General features: G+C 70.4%; 11 protein-coding genes and 1 other RNA gene. 4 read left to right on the top strand and 8 right to left on the bottom strand.

Features of this window, described 5'->3' with window-relative positions; genetic code table 11:
- Positions 1–84: 84 nt before the first annotated feature.
- Both Q673_RS28065 and Q673_RS35565 read left to right on the top strand, forming a co-directional pair.
- Positions 85–462 (top strand): ribonuclease domain-containing protein, encoded by a 378-nt coding sequence (locus Q673_RS28065; RefSeq protein ID WP_023006033.1) that lies wholly within the window; start codon positions 85–87, stop codon positions 460–462.
- On the top strand, positions 459–962 hold the full coding sequence (locus Q673_RS35565; RefSeq protein WP_023006032.1) for a barstar family protein: 504 nt from the start codon (positions 459–461) through the stop codon (positions 960–962). The genes Q673_RS28065 and Q673_RS35565 overlap by 4 nt, the downstream gene beginning before the upstream one ends.
- Here the strand turns inward: Q673_RS35565 and Q673_RS28060 are convergent.
- From Q673_RS28060 to Q673_RS28045, 4 genes are all read right to left on the bottom strand, one after another.
- Positions 959–1261, bottom strand: coding sequence for a YqjK family protein (locus Q673_RS28060; RefSeq protein ID WP_023006031.1), 303 nt, complete (start codon positions 1259–1261; stop codon positions 959–961). The genes Q673_RS35565 and Q673_RS28060 overlap by 4 nt on opposite strands.
- The gene (locus tag Q673_RS28055) at positions 1251–1658 is read right to left on the bottom strand and encodes a phage holin family protein (RefSeq protein WP_031218141.1); all 408 of its coding nucleotides are present in this window, start codon (positions 1656–1658) and stop codon (positions 1251–1253) included. The genes Q673_RS28060 and Q673_RS28055 overlap by 11 nt, the downstream gene beginning before the upstream one ends.
- The gene (locus Q673_RS28050) at positions 1658–1990 is read right to left on the bottom strand and encodes a DUF883 family protein (RefSeq protein ID WP_023006029.1); all 333 of its coding nucleotides are present in this window, start codon (positions 1988–1990) and stop codon (positions 1658–1660) included. The genes Q673_RS28055 and Q673_RS28050 overlap by 1 nt, the downstream gene beginning before the upstream one ends.
- 120 nt (positions 1991–2110) lie before the next feature.
- The gene (locus tag Q673_RS28045) at positions 2111–3187 is read right to left on the bottom strand and encodes a phospholipase A (protein ID WP_023006028.1); all 1077 of its coding nucleotides are present in this window, start codon (positions 3185–3187) and stop codon (positions 2111–2113) included.
- Between the two features lie 130 nt (positions 3188–3317).
- Here Q673_RS28045 and mscK point away from each other — a divergent pair, with 130 nt between their 5' ends.
- Complete coding sequence (gene mscK, locus Q673_RS28040; RefSeq protein ID WP_023006027.1) at positions 3318–6767, top strand: mechanosensitive channel MscK; 3450 nt, start codon at positions 3318–3320, stop codon at positions 6765–6767.
- A 15-nt stretch (positions 6768–6782) separates the two neighbouring features.
- Here the strand turns inward: mscK and Q673_RS28035 are convergent, their stop codons facing one another.
- The 3 genes from Q673_RS28035 to Q673_RS28025 are packed head-to-tail and all read right to left on the bottom strand — an operon-like array spanning position 6783 to position 10921.
- A complete protein-coding gene (locus Q673_RS28035) occupies positions 6783–7559 on the bottom strand; it encodes a TlyA family RNA methyltransferase (RefSeq protein WP_023006026.1) in 777 nt (258 codons plus the stop codon).
- A gap of 42 nt (positions 7560–7601) precedes the next feature.
- Complete coding sequence (locus Q673_RS28030) at positions 7602–9650, bottom strand: hypothetical protein (protein WP_023006025.1); 2049 nt, start codon at positions 9648–9650, stop codon at positions 7602–7604.
- Between the two features lie 47 nt (positions 9651–9697).
- Positions 9698–10921 carry a carboxylate--amine ligase gene (locus tag Q673_RS28025; protein ID WP_023006024.1) on the bottom strand — a complete coding sequence of 408 codons (1224 nt, stop codon included), beginning with the start codon at positions 10919–10921 and terminating at the stop codon, positions 9698–9700.
- 247 nt (positions 10922–11168) lie between these two features.
- Here Q673_RS28025 and ffs point away from each other — a divergent pair.
- An RNA gene (gene ffs / locus Q673_RS36015) (signal recognition particle sRNA small type) lies at positions 11169–11265 on the top strand.
- 34 nt (positions 11266–11299) lie between these two features.
- Here ffs and Q673_RS28020 read toward each other — a convergent pair.
- A complete protein-coding gene (locus Q673_RS28020) occupies positions 11300–12091 on the bottom strand; it encodes an amino acid ABC transporter ATP-binding protein (RefSeq protein ID WP_327050013.1) in 792 nt (263 codons plus the stop codon).
- Positions 12092–12099: the final 8 nt, after the last annotated feature.

Raw genomic sequence — 12099 nt, 5'->3', positions numbered from 1 at the left:
GCGTCTGCCCAGGCGGGTGCGGCGCTGGTGGCCGCCGGCGCCTCGCGGCATCATGGGGCCCTTCCGACGTGATGGAGCAGGGTGATGATCAAGAAGGTACTGCTGGTGGCGCTGCTGGCCCTGGCGGGGCTCTCCTGGTTCGAGGGGCAGCTGGGGCAGCGCGGCAACGAGCCGCCCGCGGTGGAGCAGCGCCTGGCGGGCCAGGCGCAGATCGAGGCCACCCTGCGGCTGATCGAGCGTGGCGGCCCCTTCCCCCATGAGCAGGACGGCACCACCTTCTTCAATCGCGAGGGGCACCTTCCCCGGCAGCCGAGGGGGTACTACCGCGAGTACACCGTGGAGACCCCGGGGCTCTCCCATCGCGGGGCGAGGCGCATCGTCACGGGCGGGGAGCCTCCCGAGGTCTTCTACTACACCGATGACCACTATGCGTCCTTCCGGGTGCTGGAGGACCGGCGATGAGCGGGCAGCCCTGGCGTGAGGCCCTGGCGCGTTACCTGGGCGACCCGGCCCATGCCGGCGTCTATCGACTCGAGCCGTCGCGTGCGGCGGCGCTGGCAGAGCTGATGGTCGAGACGGCGGGGCTCGACTGGCACCGCCTCGGGCCGGCCCCACGCTGGAGCCGCGAGGCGCTGCTCGACGGCCTGGCGGAGAGCCTGGGGTTTCCTGACTACTTCGGGCGCAACTGGGATGCCGCCTGGGACTGCCTGACGGAGCTGCGCTGGGAGGCGCGGCGGGCCAGGGTGGTGGTGGTGCCCGCCGCCCCCTGGGACGCGGCCGCCCTGGCGGCCTTCACCGCCCTGATGCAGGACGCCGCCGAGCACTGGGCGGCCCGCGGCCAGGCGCTGGTCACCCTGGTGGTAGCGGGGGAGGCGGAAGGGGAGGCCCTGGAGGCGCTGGGGCTGCCGACCCTGCCGCGGGAAACATCCGCGGGGCCGAGGTCGCCCGAGAGCCGCGGCTAGCGCAGTAGGCGCCAGCCGCGCTTGAGGAGCAGGGCGGTGGTCGCCGCGCGACGGGCGCGCCTCAGCAGGCGCCACAGGCGGCCGGGGTGACGGGAAAGGCTCAGCGCCACGAGTCCAGCGGAGGCGACCAGGGGCGTCTTGTAGCACATCAGGGCATGCCAGCCGTCGTCGAGTCGCTGGCTCGCGGTGCGCAGGCGCCCCGCCGTGACCAGGATATCCACGCGCTGCTGCTCGATGCGTGCCTCCAGCGCGGCCTTCTGTTCGGCACGGCTGGGACGGGGAAGACGTTCAGCGTGCATGGTCGCTCTCCCGTCGGTCGCGCTCGATCAGCTCGCGATCGGTGGCGAGGTGCCTGAGGGTGCTGGCCAGCAGGGTACGGCGCCGGGCCAGCTGCAGCACTCGCAGGCACAGCAGCAGGCCGCCGCCCAGCAGCACGCCGGCGCTGACGCCGATGGCGGTAAGGCGGTAGCTGTCCCAGAAGGCGACGATCACCAGGGTGGTGAGTACCCCGATCCCGAGCAGCAGCAGGATCAGAGCCAGGCCGGCCAGCAGCAGCAGGCCCACCAGGCGCGCGCGCTCCTCCTCCAGCTCCAGCACGGCGAGGCGCAGGCGCGTCTCGCCGGTCGCCAGCAGGCTACCCAGCAGGCGCTTGCCGGCGGTGAACAACCGCTGAGCCGGTCCCTGGCCCGATGCCATCAGCGACGCCCGATGAGCATGCCGACCACGACCCCCACGGCGGCGCCGATGCCGATGCTGGTCCAGGGGTTGTCGCGCACATAGCGGTCGCAGGCGTCGACCTGGTGGTCGAGGGTCTCGCGGGCCTCGCCGTAGAGGCGCTCGCCGCGGGACTCGAGGCGCTCGCGGGTCTCCTTGAGGCGCTTCTCGGCGCGGTCGCGAAGCTCCTTGATGTTGCCGCGGGAGTCATCGGCGGTGGCGCTGACCAGCTCCTCGATGGTCTGGGTCAGCTGGTGCAGGTCCTCCTTGAGCTGCTCGGTGGATTCCTGGGTGCGGGGGGCTCGATGTGCCATTGGGGTCTTCCTGTGACGGTGAATGACAGCCCCAGCATAGCAGCCGGGGCCTGCCTTGACAGCGTCGATGCGACTGACCTGTTGCCCGCGACGGTCGACTCGACCCCGTCAGGCGGCGGCTCAGCGCAGCATGCCGCTGGTCGGGGCGAACAGCGGGTTGAGGCTGAAGCCCAGGCTCAGTCGCTGGCTGCGCTGGTCGTAGTCGATCAGGCTCTCGCCGTAGCCCTGGTAGTACTGCACGTGGGCGCGGACCTTGCTGTTGAAGAGCGGCCAGGAGACGTCGAGCTGGCCCCCCATGTGACCGGCGCCGGGGTTGCCGCGCACCATCAGGCTGAGCTCGTTGTCGCCGAAGCGGCGGGCGAGGGTGACATCCCCGTAGCCCATGTAGCGTTCGATGTCGGGGTTGTCGTCGTCGCCGGTGGTCTCCGGGAGGCGGTAGTGGGGCGCCAGGCTCACCGCCCAGTCACCGCGCTGGAAGATCGTCTCCAGGTAGAGCCGGTTCCAGCTGCGCGACAGCCCGTCGGAGCGGCCGTTGGACTGGTGGTTGACCGCCAGGCGGTTGCGCACGTTGGCCCAGCCCAGCGCTTGCCAGTCGTTGTCGAAGCTCAGGAACACCTCGGGCTCGTAGTTGGTCTCGCGGAAGGGCGAGGAGTCCTCGGTGTTGTAGGCCTGCCACCAGCTGCGCTGGGTGTAGGCGAAGTAGAGGTCGCCGTTGTCACCGAACAGCCCGTCGGCGAGCGCCACCTTGGCGCTGAACTGGAACATCAGCTCGGTGCGCTCCATGGCCTCCTCGCCGGTCAGCGCCTGGTAGGAGGCCTGGTTGGGGTGGCGGTTGTAGCTGACCGGGAACAGGAAGTTGCGCCGATAGGCGGTGATGGCATAGGGGTTGCGGTTCGAGGCCTGCTCCAGCTGGCGGCGCTCGGCGGCCTCGACCAACGCCACGTCCTCGGGGGCGAGCAGCCGCGGCGGCGCGGTCCATTCGAACTCCTCGGGGGGGGGCGCCTGGGCCGCCTCTGCGCGTTGCCGCTCCAGGCTCTGAAGCCGCGCCCGGACCTGTTCCGCCTCGGCGCGCAGCTCGGCCAGGCGCGCCTCGAGGGCGGCACGCTTGACGTCATCGGTCACCTGAGCCTGGGCGTTGCCGGCACCCAGCAGGGTGAGGGCGATGAGGGCGACGGAGGGGCGAAGCGGGGCACGCATGGGAGCATCCGGTGTCGGGGGTAAACCTCCATTCAATCATGCCCGGGGGGCAAGTCAACCGCGCGATTGCCTTGCCGCGGGTTGGGGCGGAGAATCCGTCGGCAGGAGTGACCAGGGAGAGCATGGCGTGATGCGACAGCCAGACGAGTGGGCGAGGAGCCGCTGGGCGCGGTGGCGGGGGCGCTGGTGGGAGCGCGGTGGCGTCTGGCTGGCGGGTGCGCTGCTGCTCTGCCTGTGCGTGACGGCCGCCGCCCAGGAGGTGCCGCTGCCCGAGCGCGAGGCGGTGGAGGCGCGCCTGGCGGAGCTCACCCCTGCCGAAGGGGAGGAGGCCCCCAGTGGCGAGACCCAGGAGACCATCGAGCGCCTCGAGGCGACGCTGGCCGACCTCGATGCCCTCGCCGAACTGGAGGAGCGGCGTGAGGCCCTGGAGACGCGGGTCGACCAAGCCCCCCAGGAGCTGATGCGCCTGGAGCGCGAGCTGGCGGACGAGGAGGCGGCCCCGCCGCTCTCCGCCACCGAGCTCGATGACCTCTCCCTGGACGAGCTGGAGAGCCGCCAGCAGCAGGCGGTGGTGGAGCTGCAGCGCCTCCAGGACCGCCTGGCCGAGGTCAATGCCCAACTGCTGGCGGCCCAGACGCTCCCCGAGCGGGCCCAGCAGGCCATCGCCGAGGCGATGCAGGCGGTGGAGCAGGCGCGCCGCGACCTGGACGAGCTCGATACCCGCGAGGTGCCGGCGGAGGATCCGCGTCGCTGGCGGCGCCAGGCGGCCCGGGCGCTGGCCGAGGCGCGGCTGCTCTATCATCAGCGTGAGCTCTCCACCAACACCCGGCTGCGTGAGCTCGACCAGCAGCGCCGCGACCTGCTGGCCCGCCAGCAGGAGCGTCAGGAGGCGGAGCTGGCGCTGATGCAGAGCGTCATCGAACGCAAGCGGCGCATCGCCTCGGAGCAGGCGATCGCCGACGCGGTTCGGGATGACCCGCTGCTGGAGGAGGGGCATCCGGTACTGGAGCGCGCCCAGCAGATCAACCGCGAGCTCAGCCAGGAGCTGCTGCGCGCCAACGACCGCAGCAACGTCCTGGTGCGTGAGGGCCTGGCGGTGCGCAGCCGCCTCGACCAAGTGCGCCAGCTCGAGCGCAGCCTCAACGAGCAGATCGACGCCATCCGCGGCTCGACCCTGCTCTCGCGCATCCTGCGCGAGCAGCGGCGTTCGCTGCCCCAGGTGGCGCCACGGCGCGACCTGCAGGACGAGATCGCCGACCTGCGGCTGCGCCAGTTCGACCTGGTGCGCCAGCGTGACCAGTTGCGCGAGGGCGAGCGCCTGGCGCGCCAGCGCCTCGAGGAGGCCGGGGTGGAGAGCAGCGATGCCCTGGTGGACTCCCTGCAGCGGCTCTACCAGTCGCGCCGCGAGCTGGTCGACCGCCTGGAGCAGACCTACGGCAGCCTGCTGAGCGCGGCCATCGAGCTGCAGCTCAACCAGCAGCAGCTGCTGGAGACCTCGCGGGCGCTGCGGGCCACCATCGACGAGCAGCTGTTCTGGGTCGCCAACACCCGCCCCCTGGACCTCGCCTGGGTACGCCACCTGCCCGCCAACCTGGTGCTGGAGTGGCAGGAGGGGGAGTGGCGCCAGGTGTTGCCGACCACCTGGCAGCGCCCCTCCGCGGGGGCCCTGGTCGGGCTGCTGCCGCTGCTGCTGGCGGCGGCCCTGCTGTGGGGTCGCCGCCGCATCCAGGCCCGGCTCGCCACCCTGCATGAGCAGATCGGCCGCCTGCGCAGCGACACCCAGCTGCATACCCCGCTGGCCATCCTGCTCAACGCCCTGCTGGCTGGCCCGGGGCCGCTGCTGTTGGTGGCGGCGAGCCTGGCGCTGTGGGGCGGTGGCGCCGCCACCGCCCACGCCCTGGGGCTGGCGGGCATACAGCTGGCCCTGGCCTGGGGGGTGATCGCCTGGTCGCGCCGTCTGCTGGTGGCCGACGGCGTGGCCACCCAGCACTTCCACTGGCCGCTGGACTACGCCGCCCGGCTGCGCCGCCTGCTCGGCTGGCTGGGAGTGGCGCTGGTCCCGGTGCTGGCGATCGCCATCCTGGCCCGTGAGGCGGAGTTCGGCCTCAGCCACCGCCCCGTGGCGCTGAGCCTGCTGCTGCTGGGCCTGCTGGCGGTGAGTTTCCTGTTGGCGCGGCTGATCCTGGCGCACACCCCCTTCTTCGGGGTCCGGCTGTTCCGCCTGGTGCTGGGCCTGGCCATGGCGGCGGTGCCGCTGGGGCTGGTAGGACTGGTGGTGGCCGGCTTCGAGTACACCGCCCTGAGCCTGGTGGGCCGCTTCGTGATGACCCTCTACCTGCTGGGGCTGTGGATCCTGGTGGAGGCGGCGGTGGTACGCGGCCTGGCGGTGGCGGCGCGGCGCCTGGCCTTCCGGCGCGCCTTGGCCCGGCGCCGCGCCGAGGCCCGCGAGGGCGCCGATGGCGGCCCCGAGGTGGTGGAGGAGCCGCCGCTGGACATGGAGCAGATCAACCAGCAGTCGCTGCGTCTCTCCAAGCTGATCTTGCTGATCGCCTTCGCGCTGCTGCTCTACCTGGTGTGGGCCGACCTGCTCACCGTGCTGGGCTACCTGGAGCAGGTGGCGGTATGGGGCGCCGAGGGGGAGGGCGAGCTGGTCGCCGATGCCCTGACGGTGGCCGACATCGCCACGGCGCTGCTGATCGTGGCGCTGACCCTGATGCTGGCCCGCAACCTGCCGGGGCTGCTGGAGGTGAGCGTGCTGTCGCGCCTGGAGCTCAAGCAGGGCAGTGCCTACGCCATCACCTCGCTGCTCTCCTACACCATCGTCGGCACCGGCCTGGTGGCCTCGCTGGGTACCCTGGGGGTCTCCTGGGACAAGCTGCAGTGGCTGGTGGCGGCGCTCGGCGTGGGCCTGGGCTTCGGCCTGCAGGAGATCTTCGCCAACTTCGTCTCGGGGCTGATCATCCTCTTCGAGCGGCCGGTGCGCATCGGCGACACCGTGACGCTGGGCAACCTCACCGGCACGGTGAGCCGCATCCGCATCCGCGCCACCACGGTGACCGACTTCGACCGCAAGGAGATCATCATCCCCAACAAGACCTTCGTCACCGACCAGCTGATCAACTGGTCGCTCTCCGACACCATCACCCGGGTGGTGCTGACCTACGGGGTCGCCTACGGGTCGGACCATCGTCTGGTGCATCGGCTGCTGCGCCAGGCGGCCTCCGAGAACGCCCGGGTGCTGGCCGACCCCGAGCCCCAGGTGTTCTTCATGAGCTACGGGGCCAGCACCCTGGACTTCGAGCTGCGCATCTTCGTCAACAGCCTCGGCGACCGGCTCTTCGCCACCGACGAGCTCAACTGCCGGGTCGGCGAGCTGTTCGCCGAGCACGGCATCGAGATCGCCTTCAACCAGCTCGATGTCCGGCTGCACCGCGCCAGCGACGGGCTCGAGCGGCGCGTGGAGCGCCGCGACGGCGAGTCCCTGGCGGCGCGACACCCGGCGCCCGGGGCCAAGGGCGATCCCGGTGAGATCGGCACCGGGGATGCCGATGGCGGGGAGGGGGGAGGCGAGGGGCGCTGAGCCGCGCCCCGCGGGTCAGCGCCGCACGGCGTGGAGCAGGAACTCGCGGTTGCCGTCGCCGCCGCGCAGCGGGCTCTCCTGCCAGTGGCGGATATCGAGGGCGCACTCGGCGCAGCAGGCGCGGATCCTCGCCTCCACCTCGCGGTAGCGCTCGGGGTCTGTGACCAGGCCACGGGCGTTGACCCCGCCGGGCCCGACCTCGAACTGCGGCTTGACCAGGCTGGCGAGCTCGCCGCCCGGCGGCAGCAGGGCGGCGAGCTGGGGCAGGATCAGCGTCTGGGAGATGAAGGAGACGTCCATCACCGCGAGCTCGGGCCCCTCGGCACCCTGGGCGGCGAAGGCCGCCTCGAGCCGCGCATCGTCGGCCATGGCGCGGGCGTTGAGTCCCTCCAGGCAGGTCACCCGGGGATCCGCGCGCAGCTCGGGGTCGAGCTGGTCGTGGCCCACCTCGACGCCGATCACGTGGCGGGCCCCGAAGCGCAGGGCGCAGTCGGTGAAGCCGCCGGTGGACTGCCCCACGTCGAGCACCAGCCGGTCCGCCAGGTCCAGCCCCAGCGCCTCGATCAGCGCCTCGAGCTTGAGGCCTGCCCGCGACACGTAGCGCTCCTCGGGATCCTCCTCGACCACCAGCCGGGCATCCTCCGGCAGCTTCTCCCCGGGCCGGGTGAGCACCCGGCCGCCCTCGGCCAGGCGCACCCGGCCGTGGCGGATCAGCCGCTGGGCCCGGGTACGCGAGCGGGCCAGCCCCTGGGCGAGCAGCAGCTGGTCGAGCCGCCGGCCGCCGCTAGCCACGGCGGCCGGGCCCGTTCAGATTCAGGAGAGGGATAGACGGGGTCACGGCGCGTCGGGACCCTCGTCCGCCTGCAGCTCGTTGGGGGGCACGCGGTCGGCGCCCCAGCTGCGGTGGATATAGCCGATGACCCGGTCGAGCTCCGCCTGGGTGATCTCGGCCAGCTCGCCGCGCTCCAGGGGATCGTAGTGGAAGATGTAGAGGCGCGAGGCGAACTGCTCGAAGGGCAGCGAGGCCTCGCCGAAGCGCTCGCCATGGTCGGCGGTGCTGACCTTGATGCCGTCGCCCCAGTTCTGGCCGCTGTCGTTGTTGGGGTTGAAGAAGTAGACCCGCATCACGTCGCTGGGGTCGAGGTTGACCCGCAGCACGGTGATGGCGTGCCAACCGATGAAGCGCGCGGCGCTGTCGGTGACCGCGATGCCCGCCGGCTGCGGGTGGATCAGCGGCTGGTTGCCGTTGTAGTAGGGGTGGTAGCTGGCGTAGAAGTGGCGAAGGAAGGTCTCCGGCTCATGCAGCTGTCCGGTAGCCACGTCCACGTTGATGCGAAAGCCCCGCCCGGCCCACCAGCCGTGGAACTCCGGGTTGACCCAGCGATGGGGGTCGCCGTCGCGGCCGATGCAGCGCCGCCCCATCTCGGCGTAGATGCGGTCGAGGTGGGGCACCACGATCAGCGACACCGGATCGAGGTCCATGGGCAGCGTCTGGGCCACTCCGGCAAGGCTGGCCATGGAGGAGAGCGGCATGCCCTCGAAGTGCATGATGATCTCGTCGTCACGGGCCGCCCAGGCCACCATCTGCAGCAGGTAGTCCGGGTCGTTGTAGGCCCACATGGAGAGCGCCCGGGCCGACTGGCAGGTGGGGTTGTTGCCCTGGCCCACGCCCAGCGGCTGGCCGAGCATGCAGAGCACGCCCTCGAGCAGGCGCGCGCGGGGCGAGACCGCCTCGCCGAAGGCCAGGTTGAGCCGCGCCTGGGACCACTCGGAAAGCGTCAGCCCCAGCTGGCGCCACATGGCCGGGGCCACCGGGGGCTGGTAGAGGATGCCGCGCTCGAGCATCAGCGCCAGGCCATAGACGGCCTGGGGGGTGGCCGGATGCACGCCGCCGCGGATCAGCGCCGAGACCAGCTCACGGTAGCAGAGCAGGCAGTCGCGCCCGGTGGCGGAGAGCCCCAGCGCCTCGGCCAGCAGGTGGTCGCCGTGGTCGAGCAGGTGGCGCAGCAGCACCGGGTGGTAGGGGGACACCAGGCCGGTGTCGTGCATGGCGCGCGCGAAGCCGGTGGCCTCGCCCTGCAGGGCGGCGCTGTCCATGCTGGCCAGCCGCTCGCGGTAGACCTCGATGCCCGGGTCCTCGCGGCAGGCCCGGGTGGGACCGAACAGCGAGCTGACCAGGCGGTCGGCGCCCTGGCCGCTGGCGCCCAGGTCGATCTCCGGGTTGGCCTGGCAGAGCGCGATCTGGGTGATCATCTGCTTGACCGGCTCCACCTGGATCGGCCGCTGCTCGAGGATTCGCCAGATCTCCTCGATCAGGCTGTCGATGATATGTTCGTAGCCAATGCGCTCGGCCAGGTGACGGAACAGGTGGCGGGGGATGGTGGCGAGCCGCCCCTGGGTCTCCCGCTCGGCCTCGCTGGGCGTGCCGAACAGCAGCCACAGGTTGATCGCCATCACCTGGGTCAGGTAGTGGTGCGCCTGCTCGGCGGAGATCGCCGTATGCAGGTACTCCCCCTTGGCCACCGCCAGCAGGCGCAGTTCGCTGAGCGCCTCGATCACCACGGTGTTGGGATCGGGGCTCTTCAGCGCGTGAGTGGTCAGGGTGGGCAGCAGGTACTGGGGCGTCTCCCAGTCGGAACCGGCGAAGACGCCGGCCTGTTCGAGGGTCTGGGCGCGGGTCTCGAGGGCCGCCGCGCCGCCCTCCTGCAGCAGCACCCGGCGCGCGGTGTCCAGTACCCTGGGCAGCTTGCCGGGCTTGGCGAAGTCGCGTGCCGCGTCGAGCAGGCCGACCGCCTCGTCGAGCTTGTCCAGCAGGCCGCGAAGCTTGGCATCGTCGGGCGGCGTCTCCGCGCCGCCCGGCTGGTTGTCGTCATGCGTGGTCACGCCGACTCCTTGTCGTCAGGCTGTCCATGGTCCCCATGACGCCTGGATCAGACATAGAAATCAAGCTCTTCCATATGCTTGAGGAGTTCCTTCATGCGTGCCGCCTCATCGCCCTTGAAGTAGACGAGGCCCCAGTGGGTGCCGAAGGCGGTGCGCTTGGTGACGGTCTCCTCCAGGGGCGCGGTGAGCTCGTGGGACTCGAAGTAGGGGTCGTCCTCGACCTCCTCCGGGATCTCGAGCTTGCTGACCACGCGGCGGCGCGGGTAGACCCCGAAGCAGCCGGCGTAGCCGTCGGCGTCGACGACCTCCTTGGGGAAGAACTCGGCGACCTCCTCGGGGGTGCTCTTGGGGTCGAACACCAGCATGCTGGCCTGGTAGGCGTTGAAGCCGTAGACCCGCTCGAGCAGCTCGAACACCTTGAAGCCCGGCGGCCGGTAGGCCACCTCGCCGAAGTACATCTCGCCGTCGTTGGTGACAAAGTACTCGGGGTGGATCAGGCCGAACTCGATGTCGAACGCCTTGATCAGCTTCTCGATCTGGGCGGTGATCTGGGGGCGGTACTTCTCCAGCTCCGGCGAGGCCGGCACGAACACCGAGTAGCCCAGGGTCACGTACTCGGAGATGTTGAGGAAGGCGATTTTGCCGTCGTGGATCCACGCCTCCACGGCGAACTCCCAGCCATCCAGGTGCGACTCCATCAGCACCGGGAACTCCTCCTCGGGGATGGTATCGACCTCGTCCGGAGTACGGATCACCCGGTGGCCCAAGCAGCCGGCCTTGTCGAAGGCCTTGAGGTGGATGGGGTCGTTGGGGTCGCCGTCGAGCTTGAGCAGGGTCTGGTTGACCCGCTTGAGGAAGCGGATGACGTCCTCCTTGTCGTGGGCCTCCTCGAAGATGCCCACGCGGATGCCGCCCAGCTGGGCGCGGCGCTTCATCAGCGCCTTGTCGCGCAGCAGCAGCGACTGGCCGTAGAGGCGCGGGTTATCGAGCAGCACCGAGTTGATGGCGCCGGCCCACTCGACGGTCTCCTCGAACAGCGGGATCGCCACGTTCACCCCCATCTCCTTGAGGGTCTCGGCGATCTCCATGGAGCGGTCGTTGAGGCGCTCGAAGTTCCAGGGCACGTAGGGGATGTCGTGCTTCTCGCAGTACTCCTCCGCCCAGTCCGGCGCCACCACGACGTAGCGTCGGTCGAAGTTCTCGGCGGCTTCGACGGCGTTCAGGCTCCAGCCCAGCAGAGCGATGTAGCCCTTGTTCGGATCCTTCTTCATGGGGCGCCTCCTGTGTTCGGCGATGAGTAAGCCTCCCTGACGCGAATCGTGCAGAGATGGATGACGTAAGGAAGGGTGCCTTCATGCTACATTACCCAGCGTTGGCCGACATCCCGCCCTGTGCCGCCCCACGCCCTTGCCTGCCCCGGACGCCGCTGTTATAGTGCACACGCACTCGGCAAGGCGTTGATCGCAAACGCCAACCACGCCGAGTCGACATCCTAGAGATGTCGCGCTGTGGTGGCCCCGTCGGTCCTCCCGCAACGCCAAGCCGCAAACCCCGCCAGGCCCGGAAGGGAGCAACGGTAGCGGTGGCCGCGTGTGCCGGGATGTGGCTGTCGGGGCCGCCTCCATTTGGGGCCCCGCGCCGAGTCCTCCCTATGCCGAGGTGCTGGACTGGCTCCCCAGGTGCTTGCGCAGGAAGTGACGGGTACGCTCCTGCTCCGGGTTCGAGAACAGCCGCTCGGGGGTATCGGCCTCCACCACCACGCCGCCGTCCATGAACATCGCCCAGTCGGAGACGTCGCGCGCGAAGGCCATCTCGTGGGTGACGATCAGCATGGTCATGTGCTCCTCGGCCAGGCCCTTCATCACCTGGTTGACCTCCTCCACCAGCTCCGGGTCCAGCGCCGAGGTGGCCTCGTCGAAGAGCATCACCTTGGGGCGCATGGCCAGCGCTCGGGCGATCGCCACCCGCTGCTTCTGCCCGCCGGAGAGCGAGCTCGGGTAAGCCTCGGCCTTGTCCGCCAGCCCCACCCGCTCGAGCAGCTCCATGCCCAGCGCCCGGGCGTCCTTGGTCTCCATGCCCTTGAGCTTGCGCGGGGCCAGGGTCACGTTGTCCAGCGTCGATATGTGCGGGAAGAGATTGAAGTGCTGGAACACCATGCCCATGTTCTGGCGGATATGGTTGATATGCCGCTCGAAGGCCAGCCCCTTGAGGTCCGGGCGGTTGACCTGCACGCCATCCAGCAGGATCTGCCCCTCGTCGATCACCTCCAGGTTGTTGATGGATCGCAGCAGGGTGCTCTTGCCCGACCCCGAGGGGCCGATGATGGAGATGATCCTGCCGCGATCCACGCGCAGGTCGATGCCCTTGAGCACCTCCAGGTCACCGAAGCGCTTCTTGACCCCCCTGAGCTCGACCATCGGCGTGTCTGTCGTCTGTGTCATGCGGAAAC

The organism is Halomonas sp. PBN3 (assembly GCF_000475415.1).
GTDB classification, from domain to species: Bacteria; Pseudomonadota; Gammaproteobacteria; order Pseudomonadales; family Halomonadaceae; genus Halomonas; species Halomonas shengliensis.
Note: the sequence above shows the minus strand (reverse complement) of the source record. Positions and strands in the feature narration are given on the sequence as shown.

Bases quoted from the DNA above. Each gene is read 5' to 3' on its own strand.
- Q673_RS28065 (WP_023006033.1), top strand. From the start codon at position 85: ATGATCAAGAAGGTACTGCTGGTGGCGCTGCTGGCCCTGGCGGGGCTC.
- Q673_RS35565 (WP_023006032.1), top strand. From the start codon at position 459: ATGAGCGGGCAGCCCTGGCGTGAGGCCCTGGCGCGTTACCTGGGCGAC.
- Q673_RS28060 (WP_023006031.1), bottom strand. From the start codon at position 1,261: ATGCACGCTGAACGTCTTCCCCGTCCCAGCCGTGCCGAACAGAAGGCC.
- Q673_RS28055 (WP_031218141.1), bottom strand. From the start codon at position 1,658: ATGGCATCGGGCCAGGGACCGGCTCAGCGGTTGTTCACCGCCGGCAAG.
- Q673_RS28050 (WP_023006029.1), bottom strand. From the start codon at position 1,990: ATGGCACATCGAGCCCCCCGCACCCAGGAATCCACCGAGCAGCTCAAG.
- Q673_RS28045 (WP_023006028.1), bottom strand. From the start codon at position 3,187: ATGCGTGCCCCGCTTCGCCCCTCCGTCGCCCTCATCGCCCTCACCCTG.
- mscK (WP_023006027.1), top strand. From the start codon at position 3,318: ATGCGACAGCCAGACGAGTGGGCGAGGAGCCGCTGGGCGCGGTGGCGG.
- Q673_RS28025 (WP_023006024.1), bottom strand. From the start codon at position 10,921: ATGAAGAAGGATCCGAACAAGGGCTACATCGCTCTGCTGGGCTGGAGC.
- Q673_RS28020 (WP_327050013.1), bottom strand. From the start codon at position 12,091: ATGACACAGACGACAGACACGCCGATGGTCGAGCTCAGGGGGGTCAAG.